The sequence below is a fragment of the Streptomyces avicenniae genome, from assembly GCF_000719135.1.
GTDB lineage: Bacteria > Actinomycetota > Actinomycetes > Streptomycetales > Streptomycetaceae > Streptomyces > Streptomyces avicenniae.
This window is the reverse complement of record NZ_JOEK01000012.1, coordinates 83411-109230: the sequence shown is the minus strand read 5'-3', so window position 1 is coordinate 109230 and position 25820 is coordinate 83411. Positions and strand designations below refer to the sequence as shown.

Annotated in this window: 29 protein-coding genes; 10 read left to right on the top strand and 19 right to left on the bottom strand. The window is 74.2% G+C overall.

All coding sequences use genetic code 11. The annotated features are described in order from the left end of the window. Positions 1-64 precede the first annotated feature (64 nt). Positions 65-1291, top strand: a complete 1227-nt coding sequence (locus tag IF27_RS20830; RefSeq protein ID WP_052851434.1) for an SAV2148 family HEPN domain-containing protein — start codon at positions 65-67, stop codon at positions 1289-1291. Positions 1292-1307: 16 nt separating this feature from the next. Here the strand turns inward: IF27_RS20830 and IF27_RS20825 are convergent, their stop codons facing one another. Beyond that, positions 1308-1880, bottom strand: coding sequence for a GNAT family N-acetyltransferase (locus tag IF27_RS20825; RefSeq protein ID WP_052851204.1), 573 nt, complete (start codon positions 1878-1880; stop codon positions 1308-1310). Between the two features lie 99 nt (positions 1881-1979). On the opposite strand from IF27_RS20825, the gene IF27_RS20820 reads away from it, so the two are divergent. Then, a complete protein-coding gene (locus tag IF27_RS20820; protein WP_052851203.1) occupies positions 1980-2993 on the top strand; it encodes an NAD-dependent epimerase/dehydratase family protein in 1014 nt (337 codons plus the stop codon). Here IF27_RS20820 and IF27_RS20815 read toward each other — a convergent pair. The 3 genes from IF27_RS20815 to IF27_RS31965 all read right to left on the bottom strand — a co-directional run bounded on the left by IF27_RS20815 (position 2980) and on the right by IF27_RS31965 (position 4021). Further along, positions 2980-3372, bottom strand: coding sequence for a rhodanese-like domain-containing protein (locus tag IF27_RS20815; protein ID WP_052851202.1), 393 nt, complete (start codon positions 3370-3372; stop codon positions 2980-2982). The genes IF27_RS20820 and IF27_RS20815 overlap by 14 nt on opposite strands. Beyond that, positions 3372-3830 carry a cysteine dioxygenase gene (locus tag IF27_RS20810; RefSeq protein WP_052851201.1) on the bottom strand — a complete coding sequence of 153 codons (459 nt, stop codon included), beginning with the start codon at positions 3828-3830 and terminating at the stop codon, positions 3372-3374. The genes IF27_RS20815 and IF27_RS20810 overlap by 1 nt, the downstream gene beginning before the upstream one ends. 92 nt (positions 3831-3922) lie before the next feature. Continuing rightward, on the bottom strand, positions 3923-4021 hold the full coding sequence (locus IF27_RS31965; protein WP_338058217.1) for a putative leader peptide: 99 nt from the start codon (positions 4019-4021) through the stop codon (positions 3923-3925). Positions 4022-4202: 181 nt separating this feature from the next. Here IF27_RS31965 and IF27_RS32080 point away from each other — a divergent pair, with 181 nt between their 5' ends. Both IF27_RS32080 and IF27_RS20805 read left to right on the top strand, forming a co-directional pair. Continuing rightward, on the top strand, positions 4203-4286 hold the full coding sequence (locus IF27_RS32080) for a putative leader peptide (RefSeq protein ID WP_420822039.1): 84 nt from the start codon (positions 4203-4205) through the stop codon (positions 4284-4286). 264 nt (positions 4287-4550) lie between these two features. Then, positions 4551-5078 (top strand): winged helix-turn-helix domain-containing protein, encoded by a 528-nt coding sequence (locus IF27_RS20805; protein ID WP_110946096.1) that lies wholly within the window; start codon positions 4551-4553, stop codon positions 5076-5078. Positions 5079-5157: 79 nt separating this feature from the next. On the opposite strand, the gene IF27_RS20800 is transcribed toward IF27_RS20805, so the two are convergent. The 14 genes from IF27_RS20800 to IF27_RS20740 all read right to left on the bottom strand — a co-directional run bounded on the left by IF27_RS20800 (position 5158) and on the right by IF27_RS20740 (position 17990). Beyond that, positions 5158-5529, bottom strand: a complete 372-nt coding sequence (locus tag IF27_RS20800; protein WP_052851199.1) for a DUF6188 family protein — start codon at positions 5527-5529, stop codon at positions 5158-5160. A 111-nt stretch (positions 5530-5640) separates the two neighbouring features. Next, a complete protein-coding gene (locus IF27_RS20795; RefSeq protein WP_052851198.1) occupies positions 5641-6495 on the bottom strand; it encodes a hypothetical protein in 855 nt (284 codons plus the stop codon). Positions 6496-6538: 43 nt separating this feature from the next. Next, on the bottom strand, positions 6539-7300 hold the full coding sequence (locus IF27_RS20790; RefSeq protein WP_052851197.1) for a sirohydrochlorin chelatase: 762 nt from the start codon (positions 7298-7300) through the stop codon (positions 6539-6541). Beyond that, positions 7297-8208 (bottom strand): ABC transporter permease, encoded by a 912-nt coding sequence (locus IF27_RS20785; RefSeq protein ID WP_052851196.1) that lies wholly within the window; start codon positions 8206-8208, stop codon positions 7297-7299. The genes IF27_RS20790 and IF27_RS20785 overlap by 4 nt, the downstream gene beginning before the upstream one ends. Next, positions 8195-8992, bottom strand: coding sequence for an ABC transporter ATP-binding protein (locus IF27_RS20780; RefSeq protein ID WP_052851195.1), 798 nt, complete (start codon positions 8990-8992; stop codon positions 8195-8197). Before IF27_RS20780 ends, IF27_RS20785 begins: the two co-directional genes overlap by 14 nt. A gap of 49 nt (positions 8993-9041) precedes the next feature. Beyond that, positions 9042-10184, bottom strand: coding sequence for an ABC transporter substrate-binding protein (locus tag IF27_RS20775; protein WP_052851194.1), 1143 nt, complete (start codon positions 10182-10184; stop codon positions 9042-9044). A gap of 188 nt (positions 10185-10372) precedes the next feature. Then, positions 10373-11731 carry a sulfate adenylyltransferase subunit 1 gene (locus tag IF27_RS20770; RefSeq protein ID WP_052851193.1) on the bottom strand — a complete coding sequence of 453 codons (1359 nt, stop codon included), beginning with the start codon at positions 11729-11731 and terminating at the stop codon, positions 10373-10375. Positions 11732-11733: 2 nt separating this feature from the next. Continuing rightward, positions 11734-12660, bottom strand: coding sequence for a sulfate adenylyltransferase subunit CysD (gene cysD, locus IF27_RS20765; RefSeq protein WP_052851192.1), 927 nt, complete (start codon positions 12658-12660; stop codon positions 11734-11736). A gap of 38 nt (positions 12661-12698) precedes the next feature. Further along, the gene (gene cysC, locus IF27_RS20760; RefSeq protein WP_223291150.1) at positions 12699-13280 is read right to left on the bottom strand and encodes an adenylyl-sulfate kinase; all 582 of its coding nucleotides are present in this window, start codon (positions 13278-13280) and stop codon (positions 12699-12701) included. A 13-nt stretch (positions 13281-13293) separates the two neighbouring features. Further along, a complete protein-coding gene (locus IF27_RS20755) occupies positions 13294-14010 on the bottom strand; it encodes a phosphoadenylyl-sulfate reductase (RefSeq protein ID WP_052851190.1) in 717 nt (238 codons plus the stop codon). Between the two features lie 62 nt (positions 14011-14072). Continuing rightward, positions 14073-14258 (bottom strand): hypothetical protein, encoded by a 186-nt coding sequence (locus IF27_RS20750; RefSeq protein WP_052851189.1) that lies wholly within the window; start codon positions 14256-14258, stop codon positions 14073-14075. Continuing rightward, complete coding sequence (locus tag IF27_RS20745) at positions 14255-15949, bottom strand: nitrite/sulfite reductase (RefSeq protein ID WP_052851188.1); 1695 nt, start codon at positions 15947-15949, stop codon at positions 14255-14257. Before IF27_RS20745 ends, IF27_RS20750 begins: the two co-directional genes overlap by 4 nt. Positions 15950-16090: 141 nt before the next feature. Next, positions 16091-16174, bottom strand: a complete 84-nt coding sequence (locus IF27_RS32075) for a putative leader peptide (RefSeq protein WP_420822038.1) — start codon at positions 16172-16174, stop codon at positions 16091-16093. A 166-nt stretch (positions 16175-16340) separates the two neighbouring features. Then, entirely contained in the window at positions 16341-17990 is a 1650-nt protein-coding gene (locus IF27_RS20740; RefSeq protein ID WP_052851187.1) for an acyl-CoA dehydrogenase family protein, read from the bottom strand. Positions 17991-18151: 161 nt separating this feature from the next. On the opposite strand from IF27_RS20740, the gene IF27_RS20735 reads away from it, so the two are divergent. The 3 genes from IF27_RS20735 to IF27_RS20725 all read left to right on the top strand — a co-directional run bounded on the left by IF27_RS20735 (position 18152) and on the right by IF27_RS20725 (position 22292). Further along, positions 18152-19063: a helix-turn-helix domain-containing protein gene (locus IF27_RS20735; RefSeq protein ID WP_052851186.1), complete on the top strand. Its 912-nt coding sequence runs from the start codon at positions 18152-18154 to the stop codon at positions 19061-19063. 238 nt (positions 19064-19301) lie between these two features. Continuing rightward, a complete protein-coding gene (lon, locus tag IF27_RS20730) occupies positions 19302-21701 on the top strand; it encodes an endopeptidase La (protein WP_052851185.1) in 2400 nt (799 codons plus the stop codon). Positions 21702-21824: 123 nt separating this feature from the next. Further along, the gene (locus IF27_RS20725) at positions 21825-22292 is read left to right on the top strand and encodes a PPOX class F420-dependent oxidoreductase (protein ID WP_052851184.1); all 468 of its coding nucleotides are present in this window, start codon (positions 21825-21827) and stop codon (positions 22290-22292) included. On the opposite strand, the gene IF27_RS20720 is transcribed toward IF27_RS20725, so the two are convergent. After that, entirely contained in the window at positions 22283-22717 is a 435-nt protein-coding gene (locus tag IF27_RS20720) for a MarR family winged helix-turn-helix transcriptional regulator (protein ID WP_052851183.1), read from the bottom strand. The genes IF27_RS20725 and IF27_RS20720 overlap by 10 nt on opposite strands. 99 nt (positions 22718-22816) lie before the next feature. On the opposite strand from IF27_RS20720, the gene IF27_RS20715 reads away from it, so the two are divergent. The 3 genes from IF27_RS20715 to IF27_RS20705 all read left to right on the top strand — a co-directional run bounded on the left by IF27_RS20715 (position 22817) and on the right by IF27_RS20705 (position 25758). Continuing rightward, positions 22817-23689: an MBL fold metallo-hydrolase gene (locus tag IF27_RS20715; RefSeq protein WP_052851182.1), complete on the top strand. Its 873-nt coding sequence runs from the start codon at positions 22817-22819 to the stop codon at positions 23687-23689. Positions 23690-23776: 87 nt separating this feature from the next. Then, positions 23777-25261 (top strand): AlkA N-terminal domain-containing protein, encoded by a 1485-nt coding sequence (locus IF27_RS20710; protein ID WP_275935583.1) that lies wholly within the window; start codon positions 23777-23779, stop codon positions 25259-25261. Next, positions 25261-25758, top strand: coding sequence for a methylated-DNA--[protein]-cysteine S-methyltransferase (locus IF27_RS20705; protein WP_052851181.1), 498 nt, complete (start codon positions 25261-25263; stop codon positions 25756-25758). Before IF27_RS20710 ends, IF27_RS20705 begins: the two co-directional genes overlap by 1 nt. The last annotated feature ends 62 nt before the right edge of the window (positions 25759-25820 follow it).

Below are 25820 nucleotides of genomic sequence, written 5' to 3'. Positions count from 1 at the left end.
ACGGCCGCCGCGCGCCGCAGTAGGCTTCCTTGATCCAACAGTGGGGCGGAAGGCGGTGCAGGCGGTGAGCTCTTCGGGGCTGGAACTGCCCTCGGGGAACGGGGAGGAGACCGTCCAGGCACACCCGGGCGCGGTCCCCGTCCCGCGTCCTGTGGAGATCGGCGCGGATCTGGGCTGGACGTCCGAGGACTGGTCCGAGGTACGCACCCGCGTCGAGCGCGCCGGACGGGCGTACGTCTGGCTCAACCTGGTCGAGCAGCGGCTGCGCTCCGTCGTGACCGCCGTGCTGCGGCCGGTGTACGAGCCGGTGCACGGCGCGGAGTGGGAGGTCGCCGCCGCCGGGCCGACCGGCCAGGAGTGGGTGCAGCGCGCGGCGGCCCTGCGGGAGGTCAGCCGCCGCAAGGGGCATCTGCTCGATCCTGCCGATGACACGGTGCTCGCCTTCCTGACGCTCCCTCAGCTGCGTGAACTCATGGTGCAGCACTGGCCCTGCTTCGCGCCGTATTTGGACAACCGCCGCGAGCTGGAGCTGACGCTCGACGAGCTGGAGGTCGCGCGCAGCGCCGTCAGCCGCAACCGGGGGATGAGCCGCGCGGTCCTCGACCAGGCGGAGCGCGGCTGCGCGCGGCTGCTGCGGCTGCTCGACTCCGGCGCGCCCACCCCCGGGCGGCTGCCCGAGGACGCGGTCGAGCGGCTGGTCGGCGACCGGTTCACGGACGTCGCGGGCGTCCACCCGGACCGCGTGCGGCTCCAGCGGCAGCTCCCGGCCGAGGACCTGTTCGGCGGGGCGCGGCGGCTGGACGCGGTCGGCATAGGCCTCGGCATGCTCGTGCAGAACTACCCGGGCCGCCGCCTGGTGCGGCTCGCCGAGTCGGGCTGCCGCGTGCGGCTGCTGTTCCTCAACCCGGCCGGGAGCGCGATGCGGCGCCGCGAGCGTGAGCTGGGGCTGAAGCGGGGCGAGCTGGGGCGTGCGGTGGAGACGAGCATCCTGCACGTGCGCCGGGTGCGCGCCCGGGTGCGTGACCCCGAGGCGTTCGAGATCCACGTCTTCGACGACACGCCGCGTTTCAGCGCCTACTTCGTGGACGCGGACGGCCCCGGCGGTGTCGCCGTCGTCCAGTCGTACCTGCGGCGCAGCCGGGGCATGGAGACCCCGGCGCTCGTGCTGCGGCGGGCCGGGCGCGAGGTGATAAGGCGTGACCACCCGGCGTCCGACGGGGAGCTGACGCTGTTCGAGACGTACCGCGAGGAGTTCGAGTGGGCGTGGGAGGAGTCGCGGCCGGTGTCCTGACGCGGCGGGGGCCCGTTCAGTCGTCGGCGAGGCGCGCGTGCAACTCGACGTCGTGGCGTGTGCCGCCGTACCGCAGCTTGGCGCGCTGGACGCCCTCGGGCGTGAACCCGGCGGCGCGGGCGACGTGGCACGACGCCGGGTTGTCCAGCCGGTGCCCCAGCTCCAGCCGGTACAGCAGAAGGCCCGTGAAGCACCAGCCGGACAGGGCCCGCAGCGCCGCGCCCGCCACGCCCCGGCCGCGTGCGGCGGGCACCGTCCAGTAGGAGACCCAGCCCGAGTCGTGCGCGCGGTTCACTGACCCGACCGCCGCGCAGCCCACCAGCGCGCCGCCCTCCGTGACGGCGAAGGAGTACGCGAGCCCGGCGGCCCGTTCCGCCGCACGCGTCGCCAGCCAGTGCGCGGCGGCGGCGTCGTCCACGGCGCCGTCCGGTGGCAGGGGCGCGCCGAACTGGCGGTGCATCAGCGGGCCCGCGAACGCGTCACGGACCGCGGCGCGGTCGCCGGGGGCCCAGGGGCGCAGCAGCAGCCCGGTGTCCGTCGGGAGCGCGGTGGCGTCCGCGCCGGGCGTCCTGGCTCCCTGTTCCGGCATACCCGCACCCTAACGAGCGGCCGGGCGCGGGGCGCGGCGGGCTCTGCCGAGGGCAGGGAAGGCTTCCGGCGGGCCAGGCGCGCGGGCCATGGTGGCCGTATGAGACTGCTGATGATGGGTGGCACGGGCTTCGTGGGGCGGGCGGTCGCCGAGGCGGCCGTGGCGCGCGGCTGGGCCGTGGACGCGTTTCACCGGGGGAGGCACGCGCCGCCGCCCGGCGTGACGTCGCTGCGCGGCGACCGTACGGGCGAGGGGCCGCACGCGCCGACCGCGGGGGAGTGGGACCTCGTCGTGGACACCTGGAGCGGCGCGCCGACCGCCGTCCGGGACGCCGCCCGCGCCTTGGCCGGACGCGCCGGGCACTACACGTACGTCTCCAGCCGGTCCGTCTACACCTGGCCCATCGCTGCCGGGCTGGACGAGGGCGGGCCGGTCGTCGCGGGATCGCCCGATGCGGGCGCCACCGACTACCCGGCCGACAAGCGCGGCGGCGAACTCGCGGCCGAGGCGGCGTTCCCCGGGCGCGCGCTGCTGGTGCGCTGCGGGCTGCTGCTCGGCCCGTACGAGGACGTCGGGCGGCTGCCCTGGTGGCTCACGCGCATCGCGCGCGGCGGGCCCGTGCTCGCGCCGGGGCCGCGTGACCTGCCGCTCCAGTACGTGGACGTCCGCGACCTGGCGCGCTGGACGCTCGACGCCGCCGCGCGCGGACTGGCGGGCCCCCACGACCTGGTGAGCCCGCCGGGGCACACCACCATGGGCGGCCTGCTCGACGCCTGCGTCCTGGCGACCGGCTCGGACGCCGACCTGCGCTGGACCGCGCCCGACGCGGTCCTCGCCGCCGGGATCGCGCCGTGGACCGAGCTGCCGGTGTGGACGCCGCCCGGCGAACTGCACGACGCCCTGCACCGCTCCGACCCCCGCCGCGCCCTCGCCACCGGCCTGCGCTGCCGCCCGGTCGGCGAGACCGTCGCCGACACGTGGGCGTGGCTGCGCGGGCTGGACGACGCGGCCCGGCGCGCCCTGGCCAGGCCGTCCCTCGGCGTCACGCCGGAGGCCGAGGCCGCCGTGCTCGGCGGCGAGGGGACGGCCGCCGTGGAGACTACGGAGGGGTGACGGGCAGCCCGGCGCGGCGCCACGCCTGGAAGCCGCCGTCCAGGTCCGTCGCCCGGGACAGGCCGATCGCGCGCAGTGACGCGGCGGCCAGCGAGGACGCGTACCCCTCGTCGCAGAAGACGATCCACCGGACGTCGGGGTCCGTCGCCTCCGGCACGGACGCGCCGCTCGACGGGTCGAGGCGCCACTCCAGGTGGTTGCGCTCGATGACGAGCGCGCCGGGCACCGTGCCGCTCGCCGCGCGCTGGAACTCCGGGCGCGTGTCCACCAGGACGGCGCCCGCGGCGACGGCGTCCCGCGCCTCCTGCGGCCCCGGCCGGTCGAGGGGGGCGCGTACCGCTTCGAGGTAGGCGTCGATGCCGGGCTCCGGCGTCGCCATCAGTCGTCCACCGCCTCGGTGCGCAGCAGGCGCAGCGCGCCGTCCCAGGCGAAGAACGACTGGACGGTGAGCGCCGGGCCGTAGGCGTGGATGCTGACGGCCGGGATGTCGCCGTTGTTGGTGACCTCGTGGACGTAGGTGGGGCCGAAGGAGCGCAGCTGCCCGGTGTCCAGGGTGCGGGGGACCGGCTCGTCGCCGAACGACCGCTCGGTGAGCGTCCCTTCGACGACGGTGAAGGCGCCGGACGAGCCGCCGTGGTTGTGGATCTCGGTGCCCTGGCCGGGCAGCCAGGTCAGGAGCCACACCTCGAAGTCGTCGGCGCGCTCAAGGCGTTGGTACCAGCGGCGGTCGGCGGTGAAACGGGTGGCGGGCCGCCACAGCTCGGTCCTTGCGGCGAACTCCCGGGCGGTGGAGGCGAGTTGGGTAGGCGTGAGCACGGCGGGGCTGGGCGCGGTCATGGTGCCTCGTTCGGTGTGTCGTAACTGCGGGGGGTGGAGGGGAGCGCCGGGAGGGGCGCGCCGCGCCCGCGGGCGCGACCGGGGTGGTGCCCTCAGCGGGAGCCGGGGCTGCGGTCGCGACGACACAGCGCGCTGGCGACACGGACGAGGTCCACGTGCCACCTGGAGTGCAGGCGCTTGCTGGTCGGCATGGCGCAAGATCTACCGCGTGTCCCGGTGAGTGGTCAAGCCGTGTCCGGGGACTGATCAACGTGCCGGGAGAAGCCCGGGAATACGGGCCCGTGTTCTCCTGGTGGACGGCGGTCGTCCGGCATCCGAGACGATCCGGCCGCGTCTTGACGGCCAACTCAACTGCTGGCATTCTCGGTTAACGTGAGTCAAGCTGACGTTCTCGTGGCGCGGCTGCACGTCGATCTCAGGCGGCAGGCCAGCGCGATCTGTGCCATCGGTCGCTGAACCGAGCACGGCCCCTCCGGCGCCCCTGGCGCCCGCACGCTGACTCCTCTCCGTCCTCCCCCGGAGAATCCCGCGCTTCCCGGCATCGTTCCCGCACAGGTCCGCCCTGTGTCGTGAGCCGTGCCGCGCGGAACGCATTCGGGGGTCAGGGCGCCGGTCGGGAATGCGCCATCCGCACGCTCGCGCACCGCAGCGGCACGACCGAAGAAGGTCAGGCCGCGCGCAACGAAGCAGCCTGATTCGACCAGAGGAAGAGAGCCGATCATGCGGCACCTCACCGCCCTGCCCGACCTCACCACCGTTCCCGATCTGGCCGCGCTCTCCGACGTCACCGTCACCGTCCTGCCGCAGAGCCCCGCCCTGACGGTCGGCGGCGACACGACGGTGCCGCTGGTCGGCTACCTGGTGCTCGCACCGGCGGGCACCGCGCCCGACCGGCTCGGCGAGCTGTTCGCCGCCTCGGTGCCCACGGCGGCCCCCGCCCCGGCGCCCGTGCCGCAGCGCACCGGTGGCATCGCGGTGGACGCCGACGAGCGCACGGTCACCGTGGACGGGCGCCATGTCCCCCTGACCTACCTGGAGTTCGAGCTGATCGCGCATCTGGTGAAGCACCCGCACCGGGTGTACAGCCGGGAGCAGCTCGTCGCGATGATCTGGGGCTACGGCCCCGTGGGCGACCAGCGGACGGTCGATGTCCACATCGCCAGGCTGCGCCGCAAGCTCGGCACCGCCTACCGGGACCGCATCGTGACGGTGCGGCGCGTGGGCTACAAGTACGTGCCCGCCGCCTGATCCGCCGCGAGCCGCATGCCGCGTCGGCGGCGTCCCGCCCCCCACCGCCCGGGGGTGCGGGGCGCCGCCGACGCCTGTGTCACGTCCGCGCCGACACCGGGCCGAAGCCCGTGCCGGTCAGCCGCCAGGACTCGACGGACGGGTGCGGCGCGACGGCCAGGCACGTCCCGTCGTCGAACCGGACGTCCAGCGCGCCGCGGCCGTCGATCGTCACGCGGCTCACCGTCTTGGCGAACAGGTCGAGCACCGGCGTCAGCAGCACCCGGCTGCCCGGCGCCAGGCGCCGGAAGCCGTCCACCGGGTCGCCGACCTCGAAGCCCGCCGCGATGGACAGTTCGGCCTCCAGCCGCGTCCGGCCGCGCGCGGCGTGGCCGGTCAGCGCGAGCCGCACCCGTTCGTCCAGGGTGATACGGGAGACATGGGCGCCGACCAGCGCCTCTGGCACGTTCACGCCACCTCCGACCGGGGACCGGGGCACGCGGTGCGCGGCCGGTGCCGGCGCGGGCGAGGTGCGGTGCCGCCTGTGATCATCCCCATCGATACCACCGGCGGCCCCCGCCTGTCAGCGGGGCGGCCCGGCCTGATCGGCCGGAAGCAGCCCACCGGGGACGGGCAGCGGCCCGATCCAAGGTCCCACGGCGTCCGGGTCCACGACGGACCCGGGGTCGGGGACGGTCACGGGCACCGGTTCGTCGAACGCGCTCCACCGCGCCAGATACCGCATCGTCCCGAGGGGCAGGTCCCCTGTCGTCTCGGCCTCCAGGAGACGGTCGGTGCCGTCGGCGGCGATCCGGGCACGGGTGACGCCCTCGACACCCTCGTCGGTGTACCGCCAGGTGAACTCGACGGAGGAGCCGTCCCCGGACGGCACGACGGTCTCCACCGCCGACGCCGGGGGTACCGCGACGAGCGGCTCCGCGGCCGTCATGTCGCACAGCGCCACCGCCGTGTCATGGTCCGCCCGCACGGGAAGCCACTTGCCGACGAAGGAGGGCGGCGCCCCGGCCTCGTCCAGCGTGGCCGCGTCCATCCGCACCCACGCCGCGTCGTCCGGGGTGCGCAGCACCTCGAAGGACCCCGCCGGTTCCCGCGTGAAGCGCGCGACGCAGGCGCCGTCCCGTCCGCCGTGGACGCTCACCGTCACGCTCTCCGGCATCCCTTCGACCCGCATCTCCGTCTCCACGCGCATGGAGGAGAGCGCCCCTGAGGCCCGGCGTACCCGCGCCAGGACCTCGGTGGTGTCCGTCACCTCGGCCAGCGGGACGGCCTGCGCGGGCGGCTGCGCCGTGCGGTTCCTGCCCTCCGCGCGGTCCTGCGTGCCGAGCACCGGGGACGGAAGTTCCCGGCCGCCGCACGCGGTGAGCGTGCAGACGGCCATGAGGACGGCCAGGGCGGCCGTCAGGGGGCGGGACGACAAGGTGTACCTCCTGTGGAAGAGAGGTAAGAATCCTCCAACTTCCTTACGCAGGAGTGAACTTGAGCTGTACCCGCTCCGTCGCGCGCACCGTGCGGTAGCGGTCGAGCACGATCCGTGCCAGTTCAGGCGCGGCGCCGAGCACCGGCGCCGTCACGTCGGCGCCCGCCTCGCGCGCGCCCGCCATGACGCGGTCCGACAGCCTGCCAGGCGCGATCATGTACGGCGCCAGCGCCACCCGCCGTACGCCCGCCGCGCGCAGCTCCCGTACGGCCTGCGCCGCCGTCGGCCGCGGCGTCGCCGCGTAGGCGGGCAGCACCGCAGCCCAGCCCGAGGCGCGCCGCCACTCCTCCGCCAGCCGTGCGAACGCGGCCGGTGTGCCCGGGTCCGACGAGCCCGCCGACGCCAGGACGACGCCGGTCTCCGCCCGCTGCGCCGCGTCCGCCCCCGCGCCCGCCTCGGCGAGGCGCCGGTCGAGCGCGTCGTACAGCAGCGGGTCGGGCCCGAGGACGTCCGCCTGCCGCACGGCCAGCCCCGGCAGCCCGCGCAGGACGCAGGACAGCACCGCAGGGACGTCGGCCCGCGCGTGGTACGCGCGGCGCAGCAGCAGCGGGACGGCGACGACGTCCCGCTCGCCGTCCGCGTACAGCCGGGTCAGGGCCTCCTCGACGTCAGGGCGCGTGAAGTCGAGGAAGCCGGTGGCCACCGTGAGCCCCGGCGCGAGGGACCGCACCCGCGCGGTGAGCGCGGTGACGGTCGCCCCGTGCCGGGGGTCACGGCTGCCGTGCGCGACGACGAGCAGCGTCACGACGCCCTGGCCAGCAGCCCGCGCCCGCGCAGCACGCGCCGTTCCAGCGGGGAGAAGATCAGCAGGTCGATGGCCACGCCGACGATCAGGATGAGGATGATCGTCGCCAGCACGCCCGACATGTTCTGGAGCGTGCGGTAGTTCTCCATCAGCTGGCCGAGGCCGGTGCCCAGATCCGGCGAGTGCACGATGAGTTCGGCCGCCATCAGGGAGCGCCAGGAGAACGCCCAGCCCTGCTTCAGCCCCGCCAGGTAGCCGGGCAGCGCCGCGGGCAGCAGGACGTGCCGCACGCTGGTGAAGCCGCGCGCGCCCAGCATGCGGCCCGCCCGCAGGTACAGCGGCGGGATCTGGTCCACCCCGGCGACGATGCCGTTGGCGATCGACGGCACGGCGCCGAGCAGCACCACCGCGTAGATGGTGCCGTTCGTCAGCCCGAACCAGATGATCGCGGCCGGGACCCAGGCGATCGACGGCAGCGACTGGAGGCCGGTGAGGATCGGGCCGATGGCGGCCCGCACCAGCTTCACGCGCGCCACCAGCAGGCCGAGCGGCGTGCCGACGGCGACCGCGACGAGGAAGCCGAGGATGCCGCGCGAGGTGCTGGTCCAGATGTATTCGAGGAGCGTCCCCTCGCGCCACATCTCGTTGACCTCGCCCCACACGTCGGCCGGGCCAGGCAGCAGGTAGTGCGGCTGCACCTCCGCGAGGTACACGAGCTGCCAGACGATCAGGACCAGCGCGATCGCGACGATCGGCGGCACGACCTTCGTGAGCAGCACGCGCCAGACGCGGCCCGGCTCGTGGTCGGGCGCGGTGGGCGTCTCCAGCGCGTCGAGCCCCGCTTCGAGCCCCGCGAGGTCGGAGGAGGGTGAGGACGGGGGAGTGGTGGTGAGGTCACTGCTGGCCATGGCGGCGGATCTCCTCCCGGAGCCGTTCTGTGATGGCGACCGAGAGCGCCGAGACCTCGGCGTCCTCGATACGGCGCGGCTGGTCGATGGCGACCTGCCACTCGTGCACGACGCGGCCCGGCCGGGACGACAGCAGGATGACCCGCTGCGCCAGCCGTACGGCCTCGCGCACGTTGTGCGTCACGAAGAGCACGGAGACGCCCGTCTCGCTCCAGATCCGGGTCAGCTCCTCGTGCAGCACGTCGCGCGTGATGGCGTCGAGCGCGGCGAACGGCTCGTCCATCAGCAGCAGCCTGCTGTCCTGCGCCAGCGCGCGGGCGAGCGCCACGCGCTGGCGCATGCCGCCCGACAGCTCGTGGACCCGCTTGTCGTACGAGCCCTGGAGCCGCACGAGCGACAGCAGCCGCTCCGCCTCGGGGCGGCGTTCCGCCTTGGGCAGGCCGCGCAGCCGCAGGGCCAGTTCGATGTTCCGCCCGGCGGTCAGCCAGGGGAACAGGGCGTGCTCCTGGAACATCAGGGCCGGGCGCCCGCCGGGGACCGTGATGGTCCCGGCGGACGCCGCGTCGAGGCCCGCGACCAGGTTGAGCAGGGTGGACTTCCCGCAGCCCGAGGCACCGATGAGGGTGACGAACTCGCCGGGGGCGACATCGAGCGAGATGTCGTCCAGGACCAGCTGCTGACGGCCGGGTCGGCCGAAGGACTTCGAGACGTGGTCCAGCCGGACGGCGGACGCGGTCGCGGCGGTGCCGCTGCCGCCGTCCGGCGTGTCGAGGGCGAGGGCCATCGGGTTCACCTCCAGGGGGTGGGCGTCGGGTGCGGGCGGTCCTGGCGCGTCAGTCCTCGACGCCCAGCCCGGCGTCGTCCACCTCGGGCTGGCCCTCCTCGGCCAGCACGCCGTTCAGGATCGAGAGGTCGTAGATGCCGCTCAGGTCCGTCTCTTCGAGCAGCCCCGCGTTCACCGCGTTCTCGGCGCCGACCTGGAGCGTCGAGGCCAGCGGGTCGTTCAGGAACTCGACGTGGTCGAACGCCGGGTCGAGGACGTCGGCGGGCAGTTCGCTGCCGCCGGGCAGCTCGGCGAGCGCCGCGTTGAAGGAGGTCTTGGCCTCCTCCGGGTTCTCGCCGATCCAGGCGTTGGTGCGCACCAGGCCGCGGACGATGGCCTCGACCACGTCGGGGTGCTCCTCAAGGAAGCCCTGGGCGGCGATCACATGGGTGACGACGTACTGGCCGTTCTCCCACAGCTCGCCCTCGTCGAGCAGGGTCTCGGCGCCGCGGCTGACGAGGTTCGCCGCCGTCGGCTCGGGCACCCAGGCGCCGTCGATGTCGCCGCCGTCGAACGCGGCCGGGATCTCCGAGTTCGCGATGCGCAGCACCGAGACGTCGCCCTCGCCCGACTCGGGATCGACCTCGTAGCCCTCCTCCGACAGGTAGTTGAGGAGCGCGACGTCCTGCGTGTTGCCGAGCTGCGGGGTGGCGATGCGCGCGCCCGCCAGGTCGTCGATGCTGCTGACGGTCTCCGGGTTCACGACCAGCGAGGCGCCGCCCGACGCCGCGCCCGCGACGATGCGCAGGCTCTCGCCGCCGGACTGGGCCCAGCCGTTGATGGCCGGGTTCGGGCCGATGAAGGTGACGTCCACCTCACCGGCGTTCAGCGCCTCGATGGCCGAGGGGCCGGCGTTGAAGATCTGCGTGCCGATCTCGGTGCCGCCCAGTTCCTGGCGGATGAGGCCGTCGCCCTCCTGGAGGCCGATGACGGCGGGGGCGTGCGTGATGTTGGCGAAGTAGCCGATCGTCACCTCGTCTGCGGACAGTGAGGGGCCCTCGGCACTCTCGCTGCTCGACGGGGCGTCGTCGGCGCCGTCGTCCTCGGAGTCGGAGCCGTAGCCGCAGGCGGCGAGCGCCAGCAGCGGGACGGCCAGGGCGGCCGAGAAGAGACGGCGGGCGGGTCTGGACAGGCGTGCGCGAACAGCGGTCACGGTGGAAGAGGTCCTCTCGATGAGCGGGAAGCGTGCGGGGGGCCGTGCGGGATGGCGGTGAGGCGACAGGGTCACCTCAGCGCGCACAGGGCCCCTTGCCGCCCTGGCCGCTGCCGAGCACTCCGCTGCCTATGCGTCCGCCTTCCTTGGCGAACGTCGAGAAGGCGTCCCCCGCCAGCCCGCTCATGTCAGAAGTCCCACCCGTTCCCGTCGTCGTCCGCCGCCACGGGCGCGGACGTACCGGTCGTGCCACCGGCGAACGCCTCGCCGGACATCCCTGCGGTCAGCGTCGCGCCGTCCGCCGGGTCGATCAGGAGGAAGGAGCCGGTGGAGCGCGACGCGGCGTACGCGTCCAGCGCCAGCGGCTCGGCCGTGCGGATCACGACGCGGCCGATGTCGTTCGCGGCCAGCGCCCCCGGGTCCTGATGCTGGGACAGGTCGTCCAGCGTCAGCCGCGAGGGGATCTCCTTCACGACGGCCTTCACCGTGCGCGTCGCGTGCTTGAGCAGCACCCGCGCGCCCGGCACCAGCGGCCGGTCGTGCAGATGGCACACCGTCGCGGTGACGTCCTGGCTCGGCGTGAGCGCGCCCTCGACCGGGGCCAGCAGGTCGCCGCGCGAGATGTCGAGGTCGTCGGCCAGCGTCAGCGTCACCGACTGCGGCGCCCAGGCGACGTCCACGGACTGGCCCAGCGCGTCGATCCGCTCGATCGTGCTGGTCAGCCCCGACGGCTGGACGACGACGCGCTCGCCGACGCGCAGCACGCCCGAGGCGATCTGTCCCGCGTAGCCGCGGAAGTCGGGGTGCTCGGCCGTCTGCGGGCGGATCACGTACTGCACGGGGAAGCGCGCCGGGTCGCCCGACGGGTCACGGGTGACCGGCACGGTCTCCAGGTGTTCGAGCACCGTGGGGCCGCCGTACCAGTCCATCGTCGCCGACGGGGTCACCACGTTGTCCCCGGCCAGCGCCGAGATCGGGATGGCCGTCACCTCGGGGATGCCGAGGGACGCCGCGTAGGCCGCGAACTCCCCGGCGATCGCCGCGAAGGCGGGCTCCGCGTAGTCCACGAGGTCCATCTTGTTCACGGCCAGCACGACGTGCGGCACGCGCAGCAGCGCGGCGACGGCGGCGTGCCTGCGGGTCTGCTCGACCACGCCGCTGCGCGCGTCCACCAGGATGACGGCCAGCTCGGCGGTGGACGCGCCGGTCACCATGTTCCGCGTGTACTGCACGTGCCCCGGCGTGTCCGCCAGGATGAAGCGGCGGCGCGGCGTGGCGAAGTAGCGGTAGGCCACGTCGATCGTGATGCCCTGCTCGCGCTCGGCGCGCAGCCCGTCCGTCAGCAGCGCGAGGTCCACGGACTCCGCGCCGCGGTTGCGGGACGCCTGCTCGACGGCCTCCAGCTGGTCGGCGAGCACCGACTTCGAGTCGTGCAGCAGCCGTCCCACGAGCGTGGACTTGCCGTCGTCCACCGAGCCCGCGGTGGCGAAGCGCAGCAGGGACGCGGCGTCGAGGCCGGCGGCGGCGCCGGTCGTCTCACCTGTCATGGTCAGAAGTACCCCTCGCGCTTGCGGTCCTCCATGGCGGCCTCCGACAGCTTGTCGTCGGCCCGGGTCGCGCCCCGCTCCGTCAGGCGCGAGGCGGCGATCTCCGTGATGATCTGCTCGATCGTCGCCGCGTCCGACTCGACCGCGCCCGTGCAGGACATGTCGCCCACGGTGCGGTAGCGCACGACGCGGCGGGCCAGCGTCTCGCCGTCGCCAGGGCCGCCCCAGCCGCCGGGCGCCAGCCACATGCCGGAGCGCGCGAACACGTCGCGCTCGTGCGCGTAGTAGATCTCCGGGATGTCGATCTTCTCCCGCGCGATGTACTGCCACACGTCCAGCTCGGTCCAGTTGGACAGCGGGAAGACGCGGACGTGCTCGCCCGGCGCGTGGCGGCCGTTGTAGAGCTGCCACAGCTCGGGGCGCTGGCGGCGCGGGTCCCAGCCGCCGAACTCGTCGCGCAGCGAGAACACCCGCTCCTTGGCGCGCGCCTTCTCCTCGTCGCGCCGCCCGCCGCCGAACACGGCGTCGAAACGGTTCCGCTCGATGGCGTCGAGCAGCGGCACGGTCTGGAGCGGGTTGCGCGTCCCGTCGGGCCGCTCCCGCAACTGGCCGCTGTCGATGAAGTCCTGGACGAGCGCCACGTGCAGCCGCAGGCCGTGCTGCGCCACGACGCGGTCGCGGTAGGCGATGACCTCGGGGAAGTTGTGCCCCGTGTCCACGTGCAGCAGCGCGAACGGCAGCGGCGCGGGCGCGAACGCCTTCAGCGCCAGGTGCAGCATGACGATGGAGTCCTTGCCGCCGGAGAAGAGGATCACCGGGCGCTCGAACTCCCCCGCGACCTCGCGGAAGACGTGCACCGCCTCCGACTCCAGCACGTCCAGGTGCGGCAGCGCGTACGGGCCGCCACCGCCTTCCACGGCCGACGTCACGCCGCTCCCCTTCCTCGTGCTTCCGTCGCTTCCGTCCGTCACAGCAGCCCCCTGGAGACCAGCAGTGCGTGCAGGGCGGCGGCCGACTCGTCCACGGTCCGCTCGTGCGTCTCGATGCGCAGGTCGGGTTCTGCGGGCGCCTCGTACGGGTCGTCCACGCCGGTGAGGCCGGTCAGTTCACCGGCGGCCTGGCGTGCGTACAGGCCCTTCACGTCCCGCTCGGAGCAGACCTCGACCGGCGTCGCGACGTGCACCTCGACATAGCCGGTCCCGGCGGCCTGGTGGCGCTTGCGGACGGCCTCGCGGCTGTCGGCGTACGGCGCGATGACCGGCACCAGCGTCAGGACCCCGTGCGAGGACAGCAGTTCGGCGACGAAGCCGATGCGCTGCACGTTGACGTGCCGGTCCTCGCGCGTGAACCCGAGGCCCGCGGACAGGAACTCGCGGATCTCGTCGCCGTCCAGCACCTCGACGCGCCGTCCGGCGGCGCCGAGGCGCGCGGCCAGCGCGCGGGCGATGGTGGTCTTGCCCGCGCTGGGCAGACCGGTGAGCCAGATGGTGGCGCCCTGGGCGTTCTCGCTCATCTCCCGCTTCCTCGCTGTCGGTCGGTGGTGGGGCAGGTGGTCGCGTGCCTCATCCGTGCAGCCCGCACTCGGTCTTGGCGAGCCCGGCCCAGCGCCCGGCCCGCGCGTCCTCCCCGTCGAGCGTCCGCCGGGTGCAGGGGGCGCAGCCGACGGACGTGTAGCCGTCCTGGAGCAGCGGGTTGGTGAGGACGCCGTGCTCGGCCACGTAGGCGTCCACGTCGTCCTCCGTCCACCGGGCTATCGGGGCAATTTTCACCTTTCCGCGCCGTTCGTCCCAGCTCACGACGGGCGTGTCGGCGCGGGAAGGGGACTCGTCGCGGCGCAGCCCGGTGGCCCACGCGTCGTAGCCGCGCAGGCCCTCCTCCAGCGGCTTCACCTTCCGCAGGGCGCAGCACAGGTCGGGGTCGCGGTCGTGGAGCGCCGGGCCGTGCTCCGCGTCCTGCTCGGCGACGCTCCGGCGCGGCGTCAACGAGATGACGTTGACGTCCATGACGGCCGCCACCGCGTCGCGCGTGCCGAGGGTCTCGGGGAAGTGGTAGCCGGTGTCGAGGAACACGACGTCGATGCCGGGGCGGGCGCGGGACGCCAGGTGCGCCACGACGGCGTCCGCCATCGACGCGGTGACGCACAGGCGCGCGCCGAACGTCTCGCCCGCCCAGCGCAGGACGTCCAGCGCGGGCGCGTCCTCCAGCTCGCGGCCCGCGCGTTCGGCGAGCAGCCGCAGGTCGTCGGCGTGCCGCGGGTGCGTGGTGGTGGCGATGCTCATCCTGTCCCCTCTCTCGGCTCTCTCGGCTTCCTGGCCGGTGCTGACCGGCGGCCCCGTGCGGGTCAGTCCGTCCCGCCGCCGCCGTCCTTGGCGGGGCGGGTGAGCCCCTTCGCCAGCAGGCCGAGGAACGAGAGGCGGAACGCCCGGTTGCACGCGGCGCACTCCCACGCGCCGTGGCCCTCCTCGCTGGGGCGCAGGTCCTCGTCGCCGCAGTAGGGGCAGTAGAACGGGGCGGCGCGCTCGCTCATGCGAGGACCCCCTCGTCGGCGCGCGTCACCCAGGTGGCGAACCGCTCGTCCGGCTCGCGCCCGGCGAGGTAGGCGCGCAGGACGCGTTCCACGTAGTCGGCCAGGCCCTCGGAGGTCACCTTGAGGCCGCGGACCTTGCGGCCGAAGCCCGGTTCCAGGCCGAGCGAGCCGCCCAGGTGCACCTGGAAGCCCTCGACCTGGCGGCCGTCGTCGTCCAGGACCAGCTGCCCCTTGAGACCGATGTCCGCGACCTGGATGCGCGCGCACGAGTTGGGGCAGCCGTTGACGTTGATGGTCAGCGGCTCGTCGAACTCGGGGAGCCTGCGCTCCATCTCCTCGATGAGCCAGGCGGCCCGCGCCTTGGTCTCGACGATCGCCAGCTTGCAGAACTCGATGCCGGTGCAGGCCATCGTGCCGCGCCGGAACACCGAGGGGGTCGTCGTCAGGCCGAGCGCGGCCAGGCCCTCGGCGAGCGAGGCCGTCCGCTCCTCGGGCACGTCCAGGACGATCATCTTCTGCTGCACGGTGGTGCGGACGCGGCCCGAGCCGTGCGCCTCGGCGAGGTCGGCGATCTTCGCCAGCGTCGCGCCGTCCACCCGGCCGACGCGCGGCGCGAAGCCGACGTAGTGGAGGCCGTCGCGCTGCCGGTGGACGCCGACGTGGTCGCGCCAGGCGTGCACGGGCTGTTCGGGGGCGGGGCCGTCGATCATGCGGCGCAGCAGGTACTCGTCCTCAAGGACCTGCCGGAACTTCTCGACGCCCCAGTCGGCGATCAGGAACTTGATGCGCGCCCGCGTCCGCAGGCGGCGGTAGCCGTAGTCGCGGTACAGGCCGATGACGGCCTCGTGGACGTCCGCGACCTCGTCGAGCGGCACCCAGGCGCCCAGCCGTACGCCGATGCGCGGGTTCGTGGACAGGCCGCCGCCGACCCACACGTCGAACCCCGGGCCGTGCTCGGGGTGGTTGACGCCGACGAACGCGATGTCGTTGATCTCGTGCGCCACGTCCAGGTGCGGCGAGCCGGAGATCGCCGTCTTGAACTTGCGCGGCAGGTTGGAGTACGCCTTGTTGCCGACGACGCGGCGCATGATCGCGTCGATCGCGGGCGTGCCGTCGATGATCTCGTCCGCGGCGATCCCGGCGACCGGCGAGCCGAGGATGACGCGCGGGGTGTCGCCGCACGCCTCGGTGGTGGACAGGCCCACGCCTTCGAGGCGCCGCCAGATCTCCGGCATGTCCTCGATGCGGATCCAGTGGTACTGGATGTTCTGCCGGTCCGTGATGTCGGCGGTGCCGCGCGCGAACTCCTGCGAGATCTCGCCGATGACGCGCAGCTGCGCCGTGGTGAGCCGCCCGCCGTCGATCCGCACGCGCAGCATGAAGAACTCGTCGTCCAGCTCCTCGGGTTCGAGGATGGCGGTCTTGCCGCCGTCGATCCCGGGACGGCGCTGCGTGTACAGGCCCCACCAGCGCATGCGCCCGCGCAGGTCGTTGGGGTCGATCGCGTCGAAGCCCCGCTGGGCGTAGACGGTCTCGATGCGCGTGCGCACGTTGAGGCCGTCGTCGTCCTTCTTGAACTGCTCGTTCCCGTTCAGCGGGGTGAGGTGTCCCGCCGCCCACTGGCCCTCGCCGCGGTGGCGTCCTGGCTTGCGGCGGGTCGGGGCGGTGGGCTTCTTCGCGCTGTCGGACATGTTCGCGTCGGTGTCTTTCTACAGGCAGCAGGGCGGCTCCGGCCCGAGGCGGCCCGCGGCTGTGCGGGCACCGGGACAGAGTCGGGGCGTGCGAGGAATGCGTGAAACGGGCGGAACGCGGGGAACGGCGGGGGCTGCGGCTCAGTCCGCCGGACAGATGGCGCTGGACATGCGTCCGAGATCGACATGGCGCCGACTCACCAGGGGCGTACCAGCTTCAGACATGACGGCAGCGTGGCACGGTGTTACGCCCGAGTCCACCGGTGCCCGGCATGCGGACGGCCCTGTCTCACCTCGTGAGACCGGTGAAGGGTCGGTCACCCTTGGTCGCGCCCGGAGTGCCGATTCCGTGGCCGCGCGAAGGCGCCTGACCGGCGCCGTGCCCGCCACGTTACCCGACCCGGGGGAGCGCCCGGTCCACGAGCGCCGCCGTGTCCACGCCCCCCGGCAGCGTGCCGAACGCGGCGCCGCCCTCGCCCCCCAGCCGTGCCGCGCAGAAGGCGTCCGCCACCGCCGACGGCGCGTGCCGTACCAGCAGCGCGCCCTGGAGCACCCGCGCCAGCCGCTCCACCAGACGGCGCGCCCGCGCCTCGATGCCGTCCAGGTCGGACAGTTCGGTCAGCACGTCCTTGATCGCCGCGTCCAGCCGGTGGTCCGCGCCCGCGGCGAGGCCGACCTCCGTCAGATAGGCGTTCAGCGCGCCGGGCTCGCGGCGCAGCGCCCGCAGCACGTCGAGCGCCTGCACGTTCCCCGAGCCCTCCCAGATCGAGTTGAGCGGCGACTGCCGCAGCAGCCGGGGCATCCCCGACTCCTCGACGTACCCGTTCCCGCCCAGGCACTCCAGCGCCTCGGCCACCACCGGCGTACAGCGCTTCGTCACCCAGTACTTGGCGGCGGGCAGCGCCAGCCGCAGCAGATGCCGCTCCTGCGCGCTGCCCGCCGCCGCCCCGTCGTACGCCGCCGCCATCCGCAGCGCCAGGGCCGTCGCCGCCTCCGACTCAAGCGCCAGGTCCGCCAGTACGTTCCGCATCAGCGGCTGCTCCGCCAGCGGCGCGCCGAACGCCGAACGGTGCGCGGTGTGGTGCAGCGCCTGCGCCACCGCCTGCCGCATGACCCCGGCGGAGCCCGTCACGCAGTCGAGCCGGGTCGCCGCGACCATCTCGATGATCGTCGGCACCCCCCTGCCCTCCTCGCCCACGCGCCACGCGAGCGTCGAGCCGTCGAACTCCACCTCGGACGAGGCGTTGGAGCGGTCGCCCAGCTTGTCCTTCAGCCGCTGGAGCCTGAACGCGTTGCGGCTCCCGTCCGGCAGCACCCGGGGCAGCAGGAAGCACGTCAGCCCGCCCGGCGCCTGCGCCAGCACGAGGAACGCGTCCGACATCGGCGCGGAGCAGAACCACTTGTGGCCGGTGAGCGCGTACGCGCCCGGCTCGGACAGCGGCTCGGCGCGCGTCGTGTTCGCCCGCACGTCGGAGCCGCCCTGCTTCTCCGTCATGCCCATCCCGGCGAGCGCGCCCGCCTTCTCCGCCACCGGACGCAGCCCCGGCTCGTACACGTGCGCCGTCAGCAGCGGCGCCCACGTACGGGACAGCTCCGGCTCCGCCCGCAGTGCGGGCACGGCGGCGTGCGTCATGGAGACGGGGCACAGGTGGCCCGCCTCGACCTGCGTCCAGACCAGGAACCCCGCGGTGCGCCGCAGTTGAGGGCTCGGCCCCGACCACGCGTCGGTCAGGCCCGCGCCGACCGCCCGTTCCAGCAGCCGGTGCCACGCCGGGTGGAACTCCACCTCGTCCACGCGGTGCCCGTACCGGTCGTGGGTGCGCAGCACGGGCGGCGACGCGTTCGCCTGCGTGCCCCACTCCTGCGCCTCCGCCGAGCCCGCGAGCCGACCGAGCGCGCCGAGACCGTCCGCCAGCTCCTCGGCCGCGCCCGGCTCCGCGTACCGGGCAACTCCCTCCGCCAGGGCGGCGTCCTGTGCGAAGACGTCGTATCCGGCCAGGGGCGGGGGCTGGTTCGTCACCGCATGGGTGCTGGAGGTCATGCCGCCACCGTAGGCCGCCGGACGTCACGCGTCATCATCACCGCGCCGCGCACGGCAGTTGGCGGGTGGGGCGGTGGACGAAAACCGTGACACCACTACCTCTCCAGGAGCGGTGCCTTTAGTACAGTTGGCCGTTCGCCGCTACTGCGATGGGAGCAGACATGGGCGCGACGCGCCAGGAAGAGGCCATCGGCGAGCGCGACCTCGTCCGCTCCCCGAACCAGCAGCGGACCGGACCGACCGTACCCCGCATGATCCTCGGGGCCAGGCTGCGGCGCCTGCGCGAGGAGCGCGGCATCACAGGACTGGAGGCCGGGCGCCGTATCCGCGCCTCGCACTCCAAGATCAGCAGGCTGGAGATGGGCCGCACCGGCTTCAAGCCGCGCGACGTCGAGGACCTGCTCACGCTGTACGGCGTGACCGACGAGGCCGAGCGCGCCACCCTCCTCGCCCTCGCGCGGCAGAGCAACGTGCCGGGCTGGTGGCATGTCTACCACGACGTCGTGCCGAGCTGGCTGAACGTCTACCTCGGGCTCGAACAGGCCGCCATGGTCATCCGCGCCTACGAGTTGCAGTTCATCCCCGGGCTCCTCCAGACGGAGGGCTACGCGCGTGCCGTGCTGCGGCTCGGGCCCGACGCGGAGGAGGAGCGCACCGAGCGGCGCCTCCAGCTCCGGATGGAGCGCCGCAGGCTGCTGGAGCGCGGCCGTCCGCCGCACCTGTGGGTCGTCATCGACGAGGCGGCCCTGCGGCGGCCGATGTGCGGCGTGGCGCTGATGCGGGCGCAGCTTGAGCACCTGATCGAGAGCGCGCGGCTGCCGCACGTGACGATCCAGGTGATGCCGTTCTCCGCGGGCGGGCACCCGGCCGTCGGCGGGCCGGTCACGGTGCTGCGCCCGCCGGGCGGCGAGCTGCCCGACGTGGTGTACCTGGAGCAGCTGACGGGCGGGGTGTACCCCGACAAGCCCGCCGACATCGAGCTGTACCGGCACATGATGAACCGCCTCGTGGTGGAGGCCGAGCCGCCGACGGCGACGGAGGCGTTCCTCGTGCGGGTGCTGCGCGAGCTGTAGACGGCCCCTTTCCTGCCCCCTGCCCCCTGCCCCCGGTCGCGGTCGTGACCGGGGGCTTTCGCGTGCGCGGGGGCGGGCGGGAAGGGCGGAGGGGCCCGCGGTGTTCTCCTGACCGGGGGCATGTGGCCGTTCCGCGAGCGCCCGATCGCCCAGAGCGAACATCGCCGGGTGCGGGAACATCTAGGGCCACCGAAGCATTGAGCCTGCATAGCTCAATTAGCCTGACTAGGGAGAGTTCATGACTTCGTCGTTCGACGCACTCACCCTGCCCGTGCTGCCGCTGGATGACGAGGTGGTGCTGCCAGGGATGGTCGTGCCGCTTGAGTTGTCGGAATCCGAGGTGCGCGCCGCCGTGGAGGCCGCCCAGGCCGCCGCGCCGCGGGGGGAGAAGCCCCGTGTGCTGCTGGTGCCGCGTGTCGGCGGCGCGTACGCGGACATCGGTGTGCTGGGCCGTGTGGAGCAGGTCGGACGGCTTGCCGACGGTGACCCGGGCGCGCTGGTGCGCGGCCTGCGCCGCGTCCGTATCGGCGCGGGCACGACCGGGCCAGGCGCCGCGCTGTGGGTGGAGGGCACGCCCGTCGCCGAGGCGGCGCCGAGCCCGCTGCCCGGTGCCGTCGCCGAGCTGGTCAAGGAGTACAAGGCGCTCACGACGTCCTGGCTGCGCAAGCGCGGGGCCTGGCAGGTCGTGGACCGCGTCGCCCAGATCGAGGACCCGGGCGCGCTGGCGGACAACGCCGGCTACTCCCCGTTCCTCACCGTCGAGCAGCGCCTCGCGCTGCTGCGCTCCACCGACCCGGTGGAGCGGCTGCGCCTGGCCACCAAGCTGCTGAGCGACCACCTCGCCGAGGAGGACGTCGCCGAGACGATCGCCAAGGACGTCCAGGACGGCGTGGACAAGCAGCAGCGCGAGTTCCTGCTGCGCAGGCAGCTGGAAGCCGTGCGCAAGGAGCTGTCCGAGCTGAACGGCGACGCCGCGGACGAGGGCGACGACTACCGCGCCCGCGTCGAGGCCGCCGACCTGCCGGAGCACGTCCGCGAGGCCGCGCTCAAGGAGCTGGACAAGCTGGAGCGCTCCTCGGACGCCAGTCCTGAGGGCGGCTGGATACGCACCTGGCTGGACACCGTCCTTGAGCTGCCCTGGCAGGTCCGCACCGAGGACGCGTACGACATCGCGGGCGCCAAGGAGGTGCTGGACGCCGACCACGCCGGTCTCGACGACGTGAAGGCGCGCATCACCGAGTACCTGGCCGTGCGCAAGCGGCGCGGTGACCGGGGCCTCGGCGTCATCGGCGGACGGAGGGGCGGCGCGGTGCTCGCACTCGTCGGCCCGCCGGGCGTCGGCAAGACGTCGCTCGGCGAGAGCGTCGCCCGCGCGATGGGCCGGAAGTTCGTCCGCGTCGCGCTCGGCGGCGTGCGGGACGAGGCGGAGATCCGCGGCCACCGGCGTACGTACGTCGGCGCGCTGCCCGGCCGCATCGTCCGGGCCGTCAGGGAGGCAGGTTCGATGAACCCGGTCGTCCTGCTGGACGAGATCGACAAGGTCGGCAGCGACTACCGCGGCGACCCCGCCGCCGCGCTGCTCGAAGTGCTCGACCCCGCGCAGAACCACACCTTCCGCGACCACTACCTCGAAGTGGACCTCGACCTGTCCGACGTGGTGTTCTTGGCCACGGCGAACGTCCTGGAGGCCATCCCCGAGCCGCTGCTCGACCGGATGGAGCTGGTGCGGCTCGACGGCTACACCGAGGACGAGAAGGTCGTCATCGCCCGGGACCACCTGCTGCCCCGGCAGCTGGAGCGCGCCGGTCTGACCGGCGGCGAGGTCACCGTCGAGGACGGCGTGCTGCGGAAGCTGGCGGGCGAGTACACCCGTGAGGCGGGCGTGCGGAACCTGGAGCGGCTGGTCGCCCGGCTGCTGCGGAAGGTCGCGGCGCGCGCGGAGCTGGGGGAGCAGGAGCTGCCGTACACCGTGACGACCGGTGCGCTGGCCGGGCTGATCGGCAGGCCGCACCACACGCCCGAGTCGGCGCAGGAGCCGGCGGAGCGGCGTACGGCCGTCCCCGGCGTCGCGACGGGGCTCGCGGTCACCGGGGCGGGCGGTGACGTCCTGTTCATCGAGGCGTCGCTCGCCGATCCGGAGACCGGCGGCGCCGGGCTGACCCTGACGGGGCAGCTGGGCGACGTCATGAAGGAGTCGGCCGCCATCGCCCTGTCCTACCTGCGCTCGCGCGGGGCGGAGCTGGAGCTGCCGGTCGGCGACCTGAAGGAGCGCGGCGTCCACCTGCACATCCCGGCGGGCGCGGTGCCGAAGGACGGGCCGAGCGCGGGCATCACCATGACGACCGCCCTGGCGTCGCTGCTCAGCGGACGGCAGGTGCGGCCCGAGGTGGCGATGACCGGCGAGGTCTCGCTGACCGGGCGGGTCCTGCCCATCGGCGGCCTGAAGCAGAAGTTGCTGGCCGCGCACCGGGCGGGTGCGACGACGGTGATCATCCCGAAGCGGAACGAGCCGGACCTGGACGACGTGCCCGCCGAGATCCTGGCGAAGCTCGACGTCCACCCGGTCACGGACGTCCGCCAGGTGCTCGATCTGGCCCTCGCCCCGGCCGCCTCACCGGCGGTGGCGGTCGCGGCCTGACCCCGCTCGCGGCGCGGCGCCCGGACCTCGCACGGTCCCGGCGCCGCGCCGTCGCGCCGCCCGGCGGGGCGGGGGGTGGGGCACCGGGGTCAGACGCCGCGAAGGCGCGTAGGGTGCTGCGCCATGAGTCCTTCGATCGCGACGAACACAGCCGTGGACCTGGCGCGCCTGCTTGACTTCGTGCGCCCCAGGCACCGTGCCCTCCTCATCACCCACCGCACGGACGGCGGGCCCCAGGCGTCCCCCCTGACCTGCGGCGTGGACGACGCCGGGCGCCTCGTCATCGCCACCTATCCCGACCGCGCCAAGACCGTGAACGCGCGGCGGCGCCCCGAGGTCAGCGTCGTCGTGCTGTCGGACGAGTGGGACGGCCCGTGGGTGCAGATCGACGGCACGGCCGAGGTGCTGGACGTGCCCGAGGCCATCGAGCCGCTGGTCGAGTACTACCGGAACATCGCGGGGGAGCACCCCGACTGGGCCGAGTACCGGACGGCGATGGCGCGCCAGGGCAAGTCGCTCATCCGTGTCACGCCGGTCCGCTGGGGGCCGGTGGCCACCGGCGGGTTCCCCGCCAGGATGGCTCAGCGCTGATCCCGGCCGACGGCCCGCTCCAGCAGCAACCGCAGGGCGGCCTGCTCCTGCCCGGTCAGGGCGGCCACCGGTGAGTGCTGCGTGAGCAGGTCCACGAGGCGTGCGCGCAGCGCGCCGCCGGGGGCCGTCAGGTGCAGTTCCCTGGCGCGCCGGTCGGTGGGGTGCGGGCGCCGCTCGATCAGGCCGCGGCGCTCCAGGCGGTCCACGACGAAGGTCGCGTTCGACGGCTCGCAGCCCATCCGGGCTGCGAGCTGTTTCATGGTCATCGGGCCGTCCAGCTCGCGCAGGGCGGTCGCCTGGGGGCCGGTGAGGTCGAGGGTGGCGGCCCGCGCGCGGACGTGGTCGTCCAACTGCCGGGCGAGCGTGTTCACGAGGCCGCACAGCTCGCGTTCGGCCACGGTCCCTGGCTCCGGCGGGGTCGTCATGAGGGCATCGTAACTCTCCCGGGTGATTCAAGCTGGAAAGGTGCGCGAGAAGACGGATCAAGCTTGAATCTTTCAGGCTTGATGCATAGAGTCCTGTCCATGAGTACGGAACGGCTTCGCAGGCCCGCATCGAGAAGGTCGCTCCGGCTGGGGGAGACCACCGTCACCCACCTGCCCGACGGCGTCGTCCAGCTGTCGGTCCCCGGCTGGCTGTCCGGGAGCACGGCGGCCGACTGGCGCGCCCGCGCCGACCATCTGGACGCCTCCGGGTATCTCGTCGCGAGCATCGGCGGACTCCTGGTCGAGCGGGACGGGCGCGCCCTCCTGATCGACGCCGGGGTCGGGCCCGTCGCGGCGCCCGCGCGGGCCGGTGCCCGCGTCGGGGCGCTGCGCGGCGGCGACCTGCCCGCCAGCCTCGCCGCCGTGGGCCTATCACCGGCCGCCGTCGAGGCCGTCGCGTTCACCCATCTGCACATCGACCATGTCGGCTGGGCCTGGCACACGCCGCCGGGGGCCGACCGCCCGCTCCTCGCGCACGCGCCCTACCTCTTCTCCGAGCCCGAGTGGCGGGAGCGCGCGCTCGCGGGTGCCGAGGGGCCGGGGCCCGACGTCCTGGCCGCACTGGAGCCGTCTGTCCGCACGGTCCCGGACGGCGAGGAGATCTTCCCCGGCGTCCGCCTGCAGCTCAGACCGGGACACACGTCGGGCCACGCCTCGTACGTCATCGAGGGCGGGGGCCGACGTCTCATAGCGTTCGGCGACGCCCTGCACTCCCCGGCGCAGATATCCCACCCCGAGTGGTCCGCCGCCCCGGACATCGACCGCGAGGCGGGGGTGCGCAGCCGCCGTGACCTCGTCAGGGAACTGTCCGAGCCCGGCACCCTCGGCTACGGCGGACACTTCGCGGACGTCGTGTTCGGCCGCGTGGTGCCCGGCCAGGACGGTCCGCGCTGGCAGCCCGTGGACAGCTGAACGGCCCGCCGACCTCGCAGGACCTCGCAGGACCTGCATGTCCGATTCCCGCCAGTCGGGCCCTGCGGGGGAGCGCACACTGGGAGCGTGGTGAACGAACGAGCAGGGGACGACGACAGCCGCTACGAGGCGGTGCGCAGCCGCGACGAGCGGTTCGACGGCGTGTTCTTCACGGCCGTCGTGACCACCGGCATCTACTGCCGCCCGAGCTGCCCGGCGACCACCCCCAAGCGGCACAACGTGCGCTTCCATCCGTCCGCCGCCGCCGCGCAGGCCGCCGGGTTCCGGGCCTGCCGCCGGTGCCGCCCCGACACCGTGCCCGGCTCCGCCGAGTGGAACGCGCGGGCCGACACCGTGGGCCGCGCCATGCGGCTGATCGCCGACGGTGTCGTGGACCGTGAGGGCGTGGCCGGGCTCGCCCGGCGCCTCGGCTACAGCGCGCGCCAGGTGCAGCGGCAGCTCACCGAGGAACTGGGCGCGGGACCCGTCGCCCTCGCCCGCGCGCAGCGCGCCCACACGGCGCGCATCCTCCTCCAGACCACCGGGATGCCGGTCACGGAGATCGCCTTCGCGTCCGGCTTCGCCAGCGTGCGGCAGTTCAACGACACCGTCCGCACCACCTACGCGCTCACGCCGACCGCACTGCGCGCCGCCGCGCCCCGCGAACCCGTCACGCCCGGCCCCGGCACCGGGGGCATCCCGCTGCGCCTCGCCCACCGGGGCCCCTACGACGCGCGCCAGGTCTTCGACTTCCTGGGCCTGCGCACCCTCACCGGCATCGAGGAGATGACCGGTACCCCGGGCGCCCGTACGTACCGGCGCTCCCTCGCCCTCCCGCACGGCACGGGCGTCGCCGAGGTCGGCGAGGCGCCCGCCGCCCGGGGCGCCCGCTGGCTGCCCTGCCGCCTGCACCTGTCCGATCCCCGCGACCTGACCACGGCCGTCCAGCGGGTCAGGCTGCTCTTCGACCTCGACGCCGACCCGTTCGCCGTCGCGGAGCGGCTGGGCGCCGATCCCGCGCTCGCCCCGCTCGTCGCGGCGCGCCCTGGGCTGCGCTCGCCCGGCACCGCAGACCCGGCCGAACTCGCCGTCCGCGCCGTCCTCGGCCAGCAGGTCACCGTCGCCTCCGCCCGCGCCCTGGGTGGCACCCTGGTCGCCGCCTACGGCAAACCGCTCCCCGCGCCCGACGGCGCCCTGACCCACACCTTCCCGGCCGCCGAGACCCTGGCGGACGCGCCGCTCGGCGAGCTGGGCATGCCGGAGTCCCGCCGCGCGACGATCCGCACCCTCGCCACGGCCCTGGCCGACGGCACGGTGGTTCTCGGCCCTGGAGCCGACCGGGACGCCGCCGAACGCGACCTGCTCGCCCTGCGTGGCATCGGGCCCTGGACCGCCGGATACATACGGATGCGGGCCCTCGGCGACCCCGACGTCTTCCTCACGGGCGACGCGGGCCTGCGCCACGGCCTCGCGCTCGTCGGCTCGGCCCCGGCCGCCGCCGACGCCTGGCGCCCCTGGCGTTCCTACGCCGTGCACCACCTCTGGACAGCGACCACCCGGGAGAACCACTGATGCTGTACACCCTGCACCCGAGCCCCCTCGGCGACCTGCTGATCGCCGGCCCCCGGCCCGGCGTCCTGGCCTCGGTCTCCGTCCCCCGCCAGAAGGGCGGCGCGACCGTCCAGGCGGACTGGCGGCGCGACGACACCGCCTTCCCCGACGCCACCCGGCAGTTCGACGCCTACTTCGCCGGTGAGCGCACCACCTTCGACCTCGTACTTGAGCCCGTCGGGAGCGACTTCCGCCGCCGCGTCTGGACGGCCCTGCACCGTATCGAGTACGGAGCGACGGTCACCTACGGCGAGCTGACGGAGATGGCCGGGCTGCCGCGCACCGCCGTCCGTGCGGTCGGCGGCGCCATCGGGGCCAACCCGCTCTCCGTCATCTGCCCCTGTCACCGCGTCATCGGCGCCGACGGCTCCCTCACCGGCTACGCGGGCGGCCTCGACCGGAAGCGGCTGCTGCTCGGCCTCGAAGGCGTCCTGCCCGCACAGCTCACCCTCGCCTGAGCCGCCCAGGCCCGCCCGGCGGGGCGGGCTCGGCGGGCCCGGCGCCGGATAGGGTCCCGCCC